At 61.5% G+C, this 15,948-nt stretch carries 13 protein-coding genes and 1 pseudogene; 5 read left to right on the forward strand and 9 right to left on the reverse strand.

All coding sequences use genetic code 11. The features are described from left to right. The first annotated feature begins 44 nt into the window (after positions 1–44). The 3 genes and pseudogenes from AB8A38_RS08990 (at position 45) to AB8A38_RS09000 (ending at position 2,924) form a co-directional block, all read left to right on the forward strand. On the forward strand, positions 45–743 hold the full coding sequence (locus AB8A38_RS08990; protein WP_439085747.1) for a fumarylacetoacetate hydrolase family protein: 699 nt from the start codon (positions 45–47) through the stop codon (positions 741–743). Between the two features lie 78 nt (positions 744–821). Beyond that, positions 822–1,845, forward strand: a pseudogene (locus AB8A38_RS08995) (LLM class flavin-dependent oxidoreductase). 182 nt (positions 1,846–2,027) lie between these two features. Further along, positions 2,028–2,924, forward strand: a complete 897-nt coding sequence (locus AB8A38_RS09000; protein WP_439085748.1) for a hypothetical protein — start codon at positions 2,028–2,030, stop codon at positions 2,922–2,924. 66 nt (positions 2,925–2,990) lie between these two features. On the opposite strand, the gene ahcY is transcribed toward AB8A38_RS09000, so the two are convergent. From ahcY to AB8A38_RS09015, 3 genes are all read right to left on the reverse strand, one after another. Further along, entirely contained in the window at positions 2,991–4,412 is a 1,422-nt protein-coding gene (gene ahcY / locus AB8A38_RS09005; RefSeq protein WP_315841468.1) for an adenosylhomocysteinase, read from the reverse strand. A 204-nt stretch (positions 4,413–4,616) separates the two neighbouring features. Further along, positions 4,617–5,810 (reverse strand): methionine adenosyltransferase, encoded by a 1,194-nt coding sequence (metK, locus tag AB8A38_RS09010; protein ID WP_089268239.1) that lies wholly within the window; start codon positions 5,808–5,810, stop codon positions 4,617–4,619. A 60-nt stretch (positions 5,811–5,870) separates the two neighbouring features. After that, positions 5,871–7,226 carry a hypothetical protein gene (locus AB8A38_RS09015; protein ID WP_068738171.1) on the reverse strand — a complete coding sequence of 452 codons (1,356 nt, stop codon included), beginning with the start codon at positions 7,224–7,226 and terminating at the stop codon, positions 5,871–5,873. Positions 7,227–7,403: 177 nt separating this feature from the next. On the opposite strand from AB8A38_RS09015, the gene AB8A38_RS09020 reads away from it, so the two are divergent. After that, a complete protein-coding gene (locus tag AB8A38_RS09020; RefSeq protein WP_439085749.1) occupies positions 7,404–8,714 on the forward strand; it encodes a UDP-glucose dehydrogenase family protein in 1,311 nt (436 codons plus the stop codon). Positions 8,715–8,801: 87 nt separating this feature from the next. Here the strand turns inward: AB8A38_RS09020 and AB8A38_RS09025 are convergent, their stop codons facing one another. The 6 genes from AB8A38_RS09025 to AB8A38_RS09050 form a co-directional block, all read right to left on the reverse strand. Continuing rightward, complete coding sequence (locus AB8A38_RS09025; RefSeq protein WP_068738177.1) at positions 8,802–9,920, reverse strand: cobalamin-independent methionine synthase II family protein; 1,119 nt, start codon at positions 9,918–9,920, stop codon at positions 8,802–8,804. Positions 9,921–9,951: 31 nt separating this feature from the next. Beyond that, positions 9,952–10,698: an ABC transporter ATP-binding protein gene (locus AB8A38_RS09030; protein WP_439085750.1), complete on the reverse strand. Its 747-nt coding sequence runs from the start codon at positions 10,696–10,698 to the stop codon at positions 9,952–9,954. Next, on the reverse strand, positions 10,691–11,443 hold the full coding sequence (locus tag AB8A38_RS09035; protein ID WP_439085751.1) for an ABC transporter ATP-binding protein: 753 nt from the start codon (positions 11,441–11,443) through the stop codon (positions 10,691–10,693). The genes AB8A38_RS09030 and AB8A38_RS09035 overlap by 8 nt, the downstream gene beginning before the upstream one ends. Continuing rightward, complete coding sequence (locus AB8A38_RS09040) at positions 11,440–12,483, reverse strand: branched-chain amino acid ABC transporter permease (RefSeq protein WP_439085752.1); 1,044 nt, start codon at positions 12,481–12,483, stop codon at positions 11,440–11,442. The genes AB8A38_RS09035 and AB8A38_RS09040 overlap by 4 nt, the downstream gene beginning before the upstream one ends. A gap of 7 nt (positions 12,484–12,490) precedes the next feature. Further along, a complete protein-coding gene (locus AB8A38_RS09045; protein ID WP_068738185.1) occupies positions 12,491–13,357 on the reverse strand; it encodes a branched-chain amino acid ABC transporter permease in 867 nt (288 codons plus the stop codon). Positions 13,358–13,553: 196 nt separating this feature from the next. Further along, positions 13,554–14,723 carry an ABC transporter substrate-binding protein gene (locus AB8A38_RS09050; RefSeq protein WP_315841463.1) on the reverse strand — a complete coding sequence of 390 codons (1,170 nt, stop codon included), beginning with the start codon at positions 14,721–14,723 and terminating at the stop codon, positions 13,554–13,556. A gap of 248 nt (positions 14,724–14,971) precedes the next feature. Between AB8A38_RS09050 and AB8A38_RS09055 the strand changes: the two genes are divergently transcribed. Further along, positions 14,972–15,463 carry a MarR family winged helix-turn-helix transcriptional regulator gene (locus tag AB8A38_RS09055; protein WP_068738189.1) on the forward strand — a complete coding sequence of 164 codons (492 nt, stop codon included), beginning with the start codon at positions 14,972–14,974 and terminating at the stop codon, positions 15,461–15,463. The last annotated feature ends 485 nt before the right edge of the window (positions 15,464–15,948 follow it).

Consider the following 15,948-nt stretch of genomic DNA (forward strand, 5'->3'; position numbering starts at 1 on the left):
ATCCGTTTTGATCCCCGCCTTCACAACCAGCCCGAGAGCCGTCCATGACCGCATCGTTCGTTATCGCTCCTCCGCCGCAGGCCGCCATCGCCGTTCAGGGCGAGACTACGAAATTCCCGGTGCGCCGTGTCTGGTGCGTGGGCCGCAACTATCTCGAGCACATCCGCGAACTCGGCAATGACGAGCGCAACCCTCCCTTCTTCTTCGCCAAGCACGCCGACATGATCGTGCCGGATGGCAGCGAGATCCCTTACCCGACGCTGACCAAGGACATGCAGCACGAGGTCGAACTCGTCGTCGCGCTGAAGAGCGGCGGCCTCAACATCTCGCCGGAAAAGGCGCTCGATCACGTCTGGGGCTATGGCGTCAGCGTCGACCTCACCCGCCGCGACTTGCAGACAATTTCGCGCAAGAAGGAGCAGCCCTGGGAGATCGGCAAGTCGTTCGACATGTCGGCACCCACCGGCGCGCTCGTCCCCGCTTCGAAGGTCGGCCATCCCTCCAAGGGCAAGATCTGGCTCTCGGTGAACGGTACCGAGCGTCAGAAGGGCGACCTGTCCGAGATGATCTGGAACATCGCCGAGATCATTTCCAAGCTGTCGCTGCAGGTCGAACTCGGTGCCGGCGACGTGATTCTGACCGGTACCCCGGCTGGCGTGGCCGCGCTGCAGCCCGGCGACAAGGTCGAATGCGGCGTCGATGGCATCGGCACCTTGAAGTTCGAAATCACCAAACCCAAGTAAGGCACGCACGCCTTCATTACGAAAGGCCGCGCATGATGCGCGGCCTTTTTCGTTTCGGCTCCATCAGGGAAGCTATCCATGCCGCTCGAACTAGGTCTCGACACGTTCGGTGACGTCACACGTGGCGCAGACGGCGAAATGCTGTCACATGCACAAGTCATCCGGAATGTCATCGACGAGGCCGTCCTCGCCGATCAGCTCGGCGTCGACTTCTTTGGTGTCGGCGAGCATCACCGTGCAGACTTTGCCGTATCGGCGCCCGAAGTCGTGCTCGCGGCCATCGCCGCGCACCAAACGCATTCGCCTCGGTTCCGCTGTGACCGTGCTGAGCTCCGACGATCCGATCCGCGTCTTCCAGCGTTTTGCCACCGTGGATGCTGCCTCGAACGGTCGCGCCGAAGTCATTCTCGGCCGCGGCTCGTTCACCGAATCCTTCCCGCTGTTCGGCTTCAAGCTCGACCAGTACGAGACGCTGTTCGAGGACAAGCTCGATCTGTTCGCAGCGCTGGCGTCCGAGCCGGAAGTAACCTGGAGCGGCACGACCCGCCCGCCACTCACCAATCAGCGCGTCTATCCGCCGATCGAGACCGGCAGGCTGATGACCTGGATTGGCGTCGGCGGCAGTCCTGAGTCAGTCGTTCGCGCGGTGCGCTATGACCTGCCTCTGATGCTGGCGATCATCGGCGGTGAGCCCGAGCGCTTCAAACCCTATGTCGATCTCTATCATCGCGCCTATGCCGAGATTAAGCGACCCGTGAAGCCGATCGGCGTGCATTCGCCGGGCTATGTCGCTGCCAGCGACGAGCAGGCGCGTGAGGAACTGTGGTCTGATTACAAAGCAATGCGCGATCGCATCGGCAAGGAGCGCGGCTGGCCACCGATGCAGCGCCGCGAATTTGATCAGGAAGTCGAACACGGATCGCTCTATGTGGGATCGCCAGAGACCGTGGCGAAGAAGATCGCGAAAACCGCGAAGGCGCTCGGCATTTCGCGCTTCGATCTGAAATACAGCGCCGGGACCCTACCGCATGAGAATCTGATGAGCTGCATCGAGCTGTATGGGCGCGAGGTTATTCCGATGGTGCGCGAAATGCTGGCTTGAGGCTGCCGCTCCGCCGTCTGTCGGCGCGCGCGCATCCGTCTTGCATCGTCGTGCCATTCAGGCGCGTCGATGCGGAGCGATATCAGGAACGGTAAGTCCTGATGTGTTGCCAAAGCGCAATGCGCGCATTAGATATATGAACAACTTTAGGTTTATTGCGTTTGCGGGTCAGGAGGCGTCCGATGGGCACCAAGTTGAGCTTTGCCTTTTGGTGCGCAGCGCTGACCATGATCGGCGGCAACGCCTCCGCTGCTGACATGCTGGTCAGGACCCCTCTTGATGCGCGCGCGTGGATCAATCCCATCCTCATCGCGAATACGCAGGTCGGCCTTGGCGTTGTCGGGCATCGCGTCGACTACAACGAGACGACATCGCAAGCTCCGCGCTTCAGCAGCGAAAAAGGCTGGCTGCCGGGCCTGCAACTTGGCGTATCGGCCATGGCTCCCATCGGCGCGGTGACCAACATCTACTTCATGGGCGTGTTCACATGGATCGCGGGAAAAACGGAATACGGCGCGTCAGGCGGTCCCGTAACCAAGGATTTCAGCGGCGCCGATATCAGAAACCTGGATCTTCGGTTCGGCAAAGGTTTCGATGTCGCTGCTGACTGGATGATTACGCCCTATCTCGGCGCCGGCTATCGCGGATGGGAACGCAATCTAGGCAACGGCAACAGTCCTTCCGGATATCGCGAACTCTATGAGCACGGTTATGCCGGTGGCGGGTTGCTGGTTCAATGGGCCGCGAGCGACAGGATCGTTTTATCCGCCTCCGGCTTGATCGGAACAACGCTTGCCCCGAAAATGACGACGTCGTTCAACGGCGGCGTGCCTATCAATCCACTGACCTACGATCTGGGCAGTTCAACCATGTATATGGCTGGACTCTCGGCAGATTACGCCATTACGCGGGAATGGCACGCAAATGTGGGTATCGACTTTCTCAACTTCCGATATGGCGCATCCGCCGTGGCATTTGACGGCTCGCTGGAACCGGACAGCCGGACCTCGAATTGGACCATCAAGGCGGGCTTTGGCTACAGCCTCTTCAAACCAGCCGTGATCACGGCAAACAACTGACGATCGAACCAGCAAAAAGCCCCGGATCGCTCCGGGGCTTTTCTTATTCAATACGGCAAACCAAACTCAGTAGCGGTAGTGATCCGACTTGAACGGACCTTCCTGCTTCACGCCGATATAGTCGGCCTGGTCCTTGCGCAGCTTGGTCAGATTCACGCCGATCTTGGCGAGATGCAGCATCGCGACCTTCTCGTCGAGCGACTTCGGCAGCACGTACACTTCCTTCTTGTACTTGCCGTCGTTGTTGTTGGCATAGAGCTCGATCTGCGCCAGCGTCTGGTTGGTGAACGACGCCGACATCACGAAGGACGGATGACCCATGGCATTGCCGAGGTTCACCAGGCGGCCTTCCGACAGCATGATGATGCGGTGACCGTCAGGGAACGTGATTTCGTCGACTTGCGGCTTGATGTTGTCCCACTTCAGGTTCTTCAGCGACGCGATCTGGATCTCGTTGTCGAAGTGACCGATGTTGCAGACGATGGCACGATCTTTCATCGCGCGCATGTGCTCGATGGTGATGATGTCCTTGTTGCCGGTCGCGGTGACGAAAATGTCGGCCTGGGGCGCGGCGTCTTCCATCGTGACGACCTGATAGCCTTCCATCGCCGCCTGCAGCGCGCAGATCGGATCGACTTCGGAGACCATCACGCGGCAGCCGGCCTGGCGCAGCGAAGCAGCCGAGCCCTTGCCGACATCGCCGAAGCCAGCGACCATCGCGACCTTGCCCGACATCATCACGTCGGTGCCGCGGCGGATGCCGTCGACCAGCGATTCACGGCAGCCATAGAGATTGTCGAACTTCGACTTGGTGACGGAGTCATTGACGTTGATCGCGGGCCACAGCAGCGTGCCGGCCTTCTGCATGTCGTACAGGCGATGCACGCCCGTTGTGGTTTCTTCCGAGACGCCCTTGATGCTCTCGGCAATCGCCTTAAAATAGCCCTTCGGCTTTTCCTTGAGCTGCTTCTTGAGCAGCGCGAAGAAAACTTCCTCTTCTTCCGAAGCGGGCTTGTCGAGGAACGCCGTGTCGCCGTTCTCTGCCTTGAGGCCGAGATGGACATACATGGTGGCGTCGCCACCGTCATCGAGGATCATGTTGGGGTGACCGCCGCCATGCCAGTCGAACAGCTTTGCGGTGTAGTCCCAGTATTCGGTCAGTGTTTCACCCTTGATGGCGAACACCGGAATGCCGGCAGCGGCGATCGCGGCTGCGGCGTGATCCTGAGTCGAATAGATATTGCACGAGACCCAGCGGATGTCGGCGCCGAGTGCCTTCAGCGTCTCGATCAGCACGCCAGTCTGAATGGTCATATGCAGCGAGCCGGCGATGCGGGCGCCCTTTAGCACCTGCTTCGGGCCGTATTCCTCGCGGGTGGCCATCAGGCCTGGCATCTCGGTCTCGGCGATCGAGAGCTCCTTGCGGCCGAAGGCGGCGAGGTTGATGTCTTTGACGATGTAGTCGGTGAAGCCGTTGGGGGCGGTCATATTTGAATCCTTGTTCCTATAGTGCGAGAGGTTCTCGCGGACGCTCATAACTGCGCCCTCTCCCCTCGCGGGAGAGGGCTGCACAGACGGTCACGACATACTCGGTTCGGAGAGGGGCTGGTCGTAGGCCCTCTCCCGCCTTCGCTTCGCGACGGCACCCTCTCCCGCTGCGAAAAGCTTCGCTGGGGTAGAGGGAAAGTAAGATCAGACGTTACGTTTCAGCGCATCGACGAGGTCGGTCTTCTCCCAGGAGAAGCCGCCGTCGGCATCCGGCGTGCGACCGAAATGACCGTAGGCCGACGTGCGGGCGTAGATCGGCTTGTTGAGGTCGAGATGCTTGCGGATGCCGCGCGGCGTCAGATCCATCGCGGCAGCAACGGCCTTCTCAATGGCATCGTCAGCGACCTTGCCGGTGCCATGGGTGTCGACATAGATCGACAGTGGACGCGCCACGCCGATAGCGTAAGCGAGCTGCAGCGTCGCCTTGTCGGCGAGGCCTGCGGCAACGATGTTCTTGGCGACGTAACGCGCAGCGTAAGCAGCCGAACGGTCCACCTTGGTGGAGTCCTTGCCCGAGAATGCACCGCCACCATGCGGGGCTGCGCCGCCGTAGGTGTCGACGATGATCTTGCGGCCGGTGAGACCTGCGTCGCCATCGGGACCGCCGATGAAGAACTTCCCGGTCGGATTGATGTGCCAGATCGTCTTGTCGCTGATCCAGCCATCCGGCAGCGCCTTGCGGACGTAGGGCTCGACGCGTTCACGCACCTGGTTCGAGGTCATGTCCTCAACGAGATGCTGATGCGAGACGACGATTTCGCGCACGCCGACCGGCTTGCCGTTTTCGTACTGCACGGTGACCTGGCTCTTGGAGTCCGGACCGAGCACCTTTTCGGTACCGGCATGACGGGCTTCCGAGATCAGGCGCAGGATCTTGTGCGCGTAGAAGATCGGCGCCGGCATCAGCTCGGGCGTTTCGTTGGTGGCATAACCGAACATGATGCCCTGGTCGCCAGCGCCTTCTTCGGCATTGGTCGGCTGCTTGGCATCAACGCCCTGTGCGATATCGGCCGACTGCGGATGCAGCAGAATCTCGACGTCGGCGGTCTTCCAGTGGAAACCGTCCTGCTCGTAGCCGATGTCCTTGATGGCGGCGCGAACGACGGCTTCGATGTGGTCGTTGGTGACGGTCGACGGACCCCGGGTCTCGCCGGCGATCACAACTTTGTTGGTGGTAGCGAGGGTTTCGCAGGCAGCGCGAATATCCCAGGGATCGATGCCCGCCTTCGGGCCTTCGCGGAAGAACAGATCGACGATCTCGTCGGAGATACGGTCGCAGACCTTGTCGGGATGGCCTTCGGAAACCGATTCACTGGTGAAGAGATAAGACGCGCGCATCAACTGGTCCTCTTTATTTGCGCCGGGTACGGCAGCCTTCGTCACATTGTTCCGGAAATGTCAGTCGCGACGCCGCGAGATGACGTAGGATTCGTCGTAGAACCAGAGACCGTTGTGCTTGCGCAGAACCTCTCGGGTGGCATCCAGGTAACGGCCGCTCTGGGTTACTTCCGTCAAACGGTCATCCTCGATTTGAGCCACGTAGACCGCCGCGTTCCACGCTGCAAAAGCCGTCGAAGTTCCGATCGATCCGGTCACCTCGTTCGGCAGCGCCTCCATGGCGTAGCGAAAGATCGACCGCTGGTCGGAATAGGCATTGAAGTTCAGATCGCGGCCGGCTGAGCCCAGCTCATATTTCACCGCCCGCAATAGCTCATGCCGGCTCACGGCGAAAGGATTTTCTTTGGGCCAGACGGCTTGAACGATCTCCATACCGGGGTCCTGCCCATGCGAATGGATACCGATCAGCCGCCCACCGGCCCGCAGTGCCCGAGCCAGCGGCGCCATGATCCGTTTGGCCCGAAATTGCACCGAAGACTTCGCCCGATAGGGCTGGGAGGCGATAATCAGGTCGAAATTGGCCTCCGTGCGCCCTGCCCGCGGGATAATCGAATCCAGCAGGAACCTGTGATCCTCGCGATAGACCACCAGCGCCACGGGCCGTTCATAGGTCGGCATGCCCGATCTGGGGTTGATGCTGGCCCGCCAGTTGTCCTCAAGAAAAGCTCCAAGTCCGGCGATCTGGTCGGCGAATTCGCCGGACGAAGCGCCCCGCAGCGGAACCTCGTGCCAGATCATGGCGGCGGCAGCGGCCGGCGATGCCGGGGTCAGTGTGGGCGCCTCGGCATAGTGCATGTTGGTCAGGACGAAGACCGTGGCGGGATGTTCGAACAGCCGATCCGGCACCTTGTCCAGCGTCAGCCGGACGTCCTCAAGGCTGAGCTCCTTGCCGGCGATATAGAACGGCATATGCGGAAAACGACCGTGCATCGAGCGCATCACCCGCGCCAGCACCGTGCCGTCGCCAACGCCCGCATCGAACACCCGCAGCGCTGGCGGGCGCGGATGGATGCTCGCCAGTTCAAGCCCGACGCGATCGGCAATCACCCGCTTTTCTGAGCAGGTATGGACGAACAGCAGGTATTTCTGCCGGTTCTCGAAGAAGCGGAAATTGCTGCGCGGATCGCGCCGTTCGATCGGCGGCTCCAGCCCGCGTGGCGGCGGCACGCCCTCTGGCATCGACTGGGCGATGAAGGCCTGGATCCGCTCCAGCGTGTCGATGGTGATGCGTTTGCCCTCGCGCAGGCGGTTGACCAGCTTGCCGTCGTTGACGGCCCGTCGACCGAAGGTCGACTCCGCCATTTCCGCCTGTCGGCAGAAATCCGAGATGATTCCGAGGATCTGATCGTTCTTCATGTGCGGGGATGTGACCGGAAGTGGGCAGAATTATGCTTGGCCCACTCTATAGCACAGCCTGCCCACAGATGAAATGCCCGTTCGATCCACCTGCCGTCGTGTGAAAGTAGCGTGCTTCTGCTAGGATGTGGCAAGTTCAAATTCTCGCCTTCCGACTACTCAAAACGGGCTTTCCCCATGCGCATTGCGATGATTGGCACCGGTTACGTCGGCCTTGTGTCCGGCGCCTGCTTCGCCGATTTCGGCCATAACGTGATCTGCGTGGACAAGGACAGCAGCAAGATCGATGCCCTGCTCCGTGGCGAGATCCCGATCTTCGAGCCCGGCCTCGACGCGCTGGTGGCCAGCAATGTGAAAAGCGGCCGGCTCGGCTTCAGTCTCGACCTCAGTGAGGCCGTGAAGACGGCGGATGCCGTGTTCATCGCGGTCGGAACCCCGTCCCGCCGCGGCGATGGCCACGCCGATCTCAGCTACGTGCATGCCGCCGCGCGCGAGATAGCCGCCAACCTGCGCGACTTTACCGTTGTGATCACCAAATCGACCGTGCCGGTCGGCACCGGCGACGATGTGGAACGCATCATCAGGGAAGCCAATCCCGACGCCGACGTCGCCGTCGCGTCAAACCCGGAGTTCCTGCGCGAGGGCGCCGCGATCCGCGACTTCAAGCATCCCGACCGCATCGTTGTCGGCACCGACGACGAGCGCGCACGCACGGTGATCTCGGAGATCTATCGTCCGCTTTATCTCAATCAGGCGCCGATCATGTATACGGGCCGACGCACGGCCGAGCTGATCAAATACGCCGCGAATGCGTTTCTTGCGACCAAGATCACCTTCATCAATGAAATCGCCGATCTGGCCGAGCGAACCGGCGCGGATGTCCAGGACGTCGCGCGTGGCATCGGCCTCGATAACCGCATCGGCGCGAAGTTCCTGCATGCTGGTCCCGGCTTCGGTGGCTCGTGTTTTCCGAAGGATACTCGCGCACTGGTCAAGACCGGTCAGGACTACGACGCGCCGTTGCGGATCGTCGAGGCCGTCCTCACCGTCAACGATAACCGCAAGCGCGCCATGGCCCGCAAGGTCTCTGCCGCGCTTGGCGGCAATCTGCGCGGCAAGACCGTCGGCGTGCTCGGACTGACGTTCAAGCCCAACACCGACGACATGCGCGAGGCGCCGTCGATCCCCTTGATCACCGCGCTTCAGGATCTCGGCGCAACCGTGCAGGCCTACGATCCCGTCGGTATGGAACAGGCCAAGCACGAACTGCCGGATATCACCTATTGCGACGATGCCTATGCATGCGCGACTGGCGCCGACGCGCTCGTGATCGTGACCGAATGGGAGCAGTTCCGCGCACTCGACCTCGCGCAAGTGAAGCAGAAGATGAAGCAGCCGGTCATCGTGGATCTGCGCAACATCTACCGCCCCGAGGAGATGGAGAAGGCCGGTTTCACCTATGAAAGCGTGGGCCGCGGCAAGTCCTGAGAGCTCATCGTCAGGAGACTGAAATGCAAATGCCCGGCAAAAGCCGGGCATTTGTGTTGGCGAGCCGCCGGTCAGGCGACAGCGGGCTTACTTGCCCCAGAGCTCGTTCGCGACATCGACAGCGAGCTTGAGCTTGGCCCACTGCTCTTCCTCGCTGAGGATATTGCCTTCCTCGGTGGAGGCGAAACCGCATTGCGGCGACACGGCCAGCTGCTCGAGCGGTGCGAACTTCGAAGCCTCTTGCAGACGCGCCTTGATGTCTTCCTTCTTCTCGAGCTCGCCGAACTTCGAGGTGATGACACCGACCACGACGACCTTGTTGCCCTTCGGCAGGAAGCGCAGCGGTTCGAAACCGCCGGCACGATCCGAATCGTATTCGAGGAAGTAGCCGTCATAGTTGGTACCGGCGAGCAGCGTTTCAGCCACTGGCTCGTAGCCGCCCGACGAAATCCAGGTGGAGCGGAAGTTGCCGCGGCAGACATGCGTGGTGATCACCATATCCGCAGGACGCTCGGCGATCGCGTAATTGATGATGCGCGAATAGATCTGCTGCAGATTGTCGGCATCCTCGCCGCGCGCACGGACCTTGTTCAACTCATCTTCCGAGCAGAGATAGGCCCAGACCGTGTCGTCGAACTGCAGGTAGCGGCAGCCGGCGTCGTAGAACGCCTTCACCGCCTTGCGGTAGGCTTTGGCGAGATCCTCGAAGAACACTTCGATATCCGGATAGACTTCCTTGGAGATCGCCTTGCGACCGCCGCGGAAATGCAGAACTGCCGGCGACGGGATGGTCATCTTGGCGGTGACGCCGGCGGTGTCGCAATGCTTCTTCAGGAACTTGAAGTGCGCAAGCATCGGATGATCGTCGGGGAAATCCACCTTGCCGATCACACGCACCGAGTCGTGACGGGTCTCGACGCCGGTGAACTGGATGCCGGTGTCGGGGTGATAGAGTTCGCAGCCGGTCAGTTTGGCGAGGAAGTCGAAGTGCCACCACGAACGACGGAACTCGCCGTCGGTGGCGAGTTTGAGGCCGGTCGAGGCCTGGCGATGCACAACCTTCTCGATCTCGATGTCTTCGACCTTGCGCAGATCGTCAGCCGAAATCTCCCCCTTCTCCAGCTTGGCGCGTGCTTCCTTGATCGATGCTGGCCGCAACAGGCTGCCGACTTCGTCGGCACGGAACGGGGCTTTGGTTCTCTGCATAGTCGTTACTCCAGAATGCTCGGTTTGCAGATCAGCCGGGTGTACCGGCCGTGTGTTTATTCTTGCTGCCGGCCGCGCCGGCGACGCCGAGGAAATGCTCCAGCACGGCGGGATCGGATTTCAACGCTGCACTCGTTGCATCATGCACGATGGTGCCGCGTTCCAATATCACGACACGATCGGCGAGCCCGAGTATTTTTTGGGCATTCTGTTCCACGATGATGGAACAGATGCCGCCGGCGCGTGTGATCTTGCCCAGCGCTGCCAGCAATTCATCGACGATGATCGGCGCAAGGCCTTCGGTCGGCTCATCCAGCAGCAGAACCTGCGGATTGAGCGTCAGTGCACGACCGATGGCCAGCATCTGCTGTTCGCCGCCGGAGAGCTGGTTGCCGAAATTGTTCTTGCGCTCTTCGAGCCGCGGAAACATCTCGTAGATCTTCTTGACCGTCCACGGGCCGGGCTGCGCCACGGCGGTCATGTTTTCTTCCACGGTGAGCGAGCGGAAGATATTGCGCTCCTGCGGCACCCAGCCAATGCCGGCGCGGGCGCGCTGGTCCGGCCGCAGCGACGTGATGTCCTTCCCGCCGAGCTTCAACGTCCCGCTGAAGCGGCGGGTGACGCCGACGATGGAATTGATCAGCGTGGTCTTGCCGGTGCCGTTGCGGCCGAGCAGTGCCAGCACCTGGCTTTCGCCGAGTTGCAGCGTCATCTTCGGAATGACCACGGCTTCGCCGTAGCCCGCGCGCAGGTCACCGATGTCGAGAAGGTCAGACATCGGCGCCCTCGCCCAGATACACGGCCTTGACGCGCGGATCGCGCGCCACTTCGTCCGGTGGGCCTTCCACGAGCATGGCGCCCGCGACCAACACAGAGATGCGATCGGCAAAGGAGAAGACCAGATCCATGTCGTGCTCGATCAGCAACACGGTGACGTCGCGCGGCAGGCTGGCGACGGCCGAGAGAATATCGTGACGCTCGCTTTCCGGCACACCTGCAGCCGGCTCGTCGAGCAGCAGCACACGCGGCTTGGTGGCGATGGCGACGGCGATCTCAAGAAGGCGTTGCTTGCCATAGGGCAATGTCGCCGTCGGCTCATTCATGACGTCGAGCAGGTGAAAGCGCGCGAGGTTTTCCGCGATCGCGTCATTGACGTCACTGCGGGTGCCCATGCGACGCCACCAGTCGCTGCCATGACCGAGATGTTCGGACGCAGCGAGACCGACGGTCTCCAGCGGCGTCATGTCGGGATAGAGCTGGTTGATCTGGAAGGTCCGCGACAGCCCGCGCAACACGCGCTTGTGCACCGGCAGTCCGGTGATGTCGTCGCCTTCGAGCAGGATACGGCCGGAATTGGGCTTGAGCACACCGGTCAGAAGATTGATCACGGTTGTCTTGCCGGCGCCGTTCGGACCGATCAGCGCATGGCGCGCGCCGGCCTCGATCTTGAGCGACAGATCGCGGGTGACCCGGAGCCCGCCGAAGGACTTTTCGAGATTGACGGTTTCCAGCGCGATGGTCATGGCGCCTCACCTTCCGGCGCAACGACCGGCGTCTTGGCACGGACGAACTTGCTCGCGATCAGCCGCGGCAGAAACAGCGCCCAGCGATGCATCCGGTCGCGGCCGATCAGCACGATGACCACCAGCACGGCGCCGATCCAGAACTGCCAGTATTGCGGCGTGATCGTTGAAAACAGTTCCTGCAGCAATTTGAAGATCACCGCACCGATCAACCCGCCATAGAGATAGCCGGTCCCGCCAATGATCAGCACCAGCATCAAGTCGGCCGAGCGATCGAAGGCAAAACCATCGAGCGAGGCGAGCGCAGTCGTTTGCGTCGAGAGTGCACCGGCGACGCCCGCATAGAAGGCGGCGATGGTGTAGATCGCGATCAGCCGGCGATTGACGGGAATGCCGATCGCCGAGGCGCGCAGTGGATTGTTGCGAATCGCTCGTAGCGACAGGCCGAACGGCGAATGCACGATGCGGCGCGCCAGCAGGAACAAGACGAACAGCACGCAGAGGCAATAGATGAAGCCGACCTTGCCGAAGATGTCGAAGGAGAACTGGCCGAGTATCGGCGCCATCTCGATACCCTGAAGGCCATCGGAACCGCCGGTGATGTTTGAAAAGCGGTTGGCGAGTTCACGCAGCAACAACGCGATTCCGAGCGTCACCATCAGCCGCGTCAGATCCGAACCGCGCATGACGAGGAAGCTTGTCACAAAGCCGAGCGCCATCGCGGCAAGACCAGCCACGACCAATGCAATCACCGGTTCGGTGACGATGCCGTGCAATGCGAGCAGTCCCGCCGCATAGCCGCCGAAGCCGAAGAATGCGGCGTGGCCGAGCGAAACGATGCCAGCATAGCCGAGGATGAGATCGAGCGAGAGCGCGAACAGCGCGAGCCAGGCGATCTCGGTGAGGATCAGGTAGCGGTTCGGAAACAGCAGGATGCAGCCTGCGGCGGCGAGCCAGAACACGACTTCGGGCCAGCGCCATTGCGCGCGTGCCATGGCGAAGGTGCCGACTTCCGGATGGGTGGTGCTGTTGGCTGTCATGACGCCCTCACCGCGCTGCCGTACGGCCAAACAGGCCGTTCGGGCGCCAGATCAGGATCACGATCATCATGGTGTAGATCACGAAGGCGCCGAGTTTCGGCACGTAATATTTGCCGGCGACATCGCCGATGCCCAGCAGCAGCGAGGCCAGGAACGGCCCGGTGATGCTGGACGAACCGCCGACCGTCACCACGATCAGGAAGTAGATCATGAACTTCAGCGGGAAGTACGGATCGAGGCCAAGGATCTCGGCGCCAAGTGCGCCGCCCATGCCGGCCAATCCGCAACCGAAGGCAAAGGTCAGGGCGAAAACCTGCGGGACGTTGATACCCAAACCCGACGCGGCGCGCGGATCGTCGACCGCGGCGCGCAGCCGGCTGCCGAAGCGCGTTTTCGACAGGATCATCTGCAATGCAATGGTGAGCAATCCGCAGATCACGATGATCATCAGGCGATAACGGCCGACGCCAAGGCCGAACAGATTGATCTGACCCTGCAGATAGTCCGGGAGATGGATGAAGGTCTGCGCTGAGCCCATGAAGTAGTCCATCGCCGTCACGGACATGAAGACGAGACCGATGGTGAACAGCACCTGATCCAGATGGCTGCGCGTATAGAGATGGCGATAGAGAGATCGCTCAAGCACGGCACCGATCGCCGCGCTCACCACGAAAGCAATCGGCAATGCCGCGAAGAATGGCAGGCCGGCGCGATTGACCAGAATCGCGCAGGCATAACCGCCTGCCATGGCGAAGGCGCCGTGCGCGAGATTGACGAAGTTCATCAGGCCCAGCGTCACCGCCAGCCCGCACGCCAGCACGAACAGCAACATGCCGTAGGCGACGCCGTCGAACAGGATGGTGAGAAGGGTCATGGGACGGTGCGAACTTTCTTTCTTTTCCCTCCCCCTTGCGGGGAGGGTGGCCGGCCATCAGGCCGGTCGGGTGGGTGGTGCCGCATAAAGAGCGGCGCGTGGGGCGCCCCCACCCTCCCCCTCCCCCTCCCCGGGCAAGTGCGGGGGAGGGGAATTATCGATGACGGAGCTTACTACACTTCGGAAAAAGTGTCGCTTACTTCTTCGTCTTGCCGGGATCCTTCACCGCCTCGAACGTCGCGAATTCGATGTTGTAGAGTTCGCCGTCCACCTTCTTGACCTCACGGATATAGATGTTCTGCACGATGTCGCGGGTCTCCGGATCGATCGAGATCGGGCCGCGCGGGCTTTCCCACTTCATACCCTTCATCGCCGCGATCAGGCTGTCGCCGTCGGCCTTGCCGCCGGTCTTCTTCAGCGCCTCATAGACGAGATGGATGCCATCCCAGCCACCGACCGCCATGAAGCCCGGGCGGGTGTTGTAGGCCTTCTTGTAGGCCGCAACGAACTCCTTGTTCATCGCCGAGGGATGCGCTGCCGAATACAGATGCGCGGTGACGGCGCCAAGCGCTGCATCGCCCATGTTGTTGAGCAGGTCGTCGTCCATCACGTCGCCGGGTCCGATCACCTTGATGCCGGACTTGTCGAGGCCACGCTCGGCATACTGCTTCATGAAGTTACCGCCCTGTCCGGCCGGCACGAACACGAACACCGCGTCGGGCTTTGAGTCCTTCATGCGCTGCAGGAACGGCGCGAAATCGGGATTGGCGAGTGGCACCTTGACTTCTTCGACGATCTCTCCACCGCCGGCCGTGAAGTGTTCCTTGAAGAATTGCAGTGCGTCGTTGCCCGGTGCGTAGTCGGAGGTCAGCGTCGCGACCTTCTTGATGCCGTTCTTGGCGGCCCAGTCACCGATGATGGTGGAGGACTGCGCCAGTGTGAACGAGGTGCGCACAATATAGGGCGAGCGCTCGGTGATGATCGAGGTGCCAGCGGCCATCACGATCTCGGGCACCTTCGCCTGGGTCGCGAGCGGCGCAGCGGCGAGCGCAGCCGGCGTGACGCCGAAGCCGGCGATGATGTTGACCTTCTCGTTGACGATCAGTTCCTGCGCGAGGCGCTTGGTGTTGTCAGGCAGCGCCGCGTCATCCTTGAGGATGATTTCGACCTTCTTGCCGGCAACGGTGTCGCCGTTCTTCTGCTGATAGAGCTTGATCGCGTTATTGATCTGCTGGCCGGTCGAAGCCTGACCGCCGGTCATCGGCACGATCAGACCGATCTTGACGGTCTCCTGCGCCTGCGCAAAAGCGCCGATGGACAGCACGCCGACAGCAGCCACGGTCGCGGAAATGAAATTCCTCAGCATTAATTCCTCCTCTGTAGGTGATGCCGGCTCTTCAAGGCCGTGAAGTCATAGTCCCCATACGCTGTCGCCCGCGATGATGATCGCCCGCGATAACGGAGCCATGTTGACCTGTCAACGGCTGGGTTGACAACACAACGCGGTCTGTTGAACTGCGTAATTCCGACGCATCGTGGCATGCTGCTAAAGTCTAGCCAAGCATTCACGGGCCGCTCGATTTCCGTTCATTTCAGATTGCAGATCGTATCCAGATGACAAAGCCGGTGATCAACCATGGACGATATGTACCGGCGCTCATCAATTTCCTGGGCAACAAGCTCGCCGCGGGTGCTTCGAGTGCCTATCGGCGCGAATTCGGCGTCGGCGTCACGGAATGGCGGATCCTCTCGAAACTCGCCAGCGAAGACGCGTGCACCGCACAACAGATTTGCCAGTATTTCGACCTCGACAAGGGTCTCGTTAGTCGCACCCTTAAATCTCTGGTCGATAACGGCAGCGTGACAGTGACCGATCTGGCCGGCGACAACAGGCGCGTCGTCATCCTGACCAAATCCGGCCGCGCGCTGCATGACCGGATCATAGAACTGGCGCTGGACCGTGAACGGGTCCTGCTGGATTGCCTCGATGAGAAGGAAGTCGAAAAGTTGATCGACATGCTGGGCCGCCTGCTGGCACAGGCACCGGCGGTCAACGCGGTGCAGGTTCGCAAACCCGCTGCATCGAAGCGCAAGACCACGGCGTGAGACGACAGGGCTGAGTGCGGCCACGCGCCGTCCTTGCCCGCGCCTGAGCACGTGAGTGGCAGTCCCGGTGGTCTCCCTCGACAATGAGGGAGATGAAGCGCCGAAAGGCGCGACTTGGGTACAGTGCCGCAGCGTAGTGTCCGGATCGCCGGACAGCAGAGGCCGCGGAAACGCCTTTCGACGCTCCATCGTGGCGATTTCTGTCCCCGGGACCGTTCTTCCGGGCAATGGCGCAGACCTCCGCAGTCCGCTTATCCCGACGGTTTCCCGCCGTTCACCAATGCCACGTCCAGCCAGCATGAGTGGCAGACCCCCGTAGTGGGGCCGGACGGTGACCCAAGGCCTCCCGAGTGCGAAAGGGAACGTCTCCCTCCCGCCCGCAGGCGCCACATCCCGCCCCGCGCTAACAAGCGTCCCTGGCAACGCCCCTCAAAGTGGGACGGGATGCAGGGGAATATAATCTGAATTGAAGCGACGTCAAGGAT

This window comes from Tardiphaga sp. 839_C3_N1_4 (genome assembly GCF_051811045.1).
Lineage (GTDB): Bacteria > Pseudomonadota > Alphaproteobacteria > Rhizobiales > Xanthobacteraceae > Tardiphaga.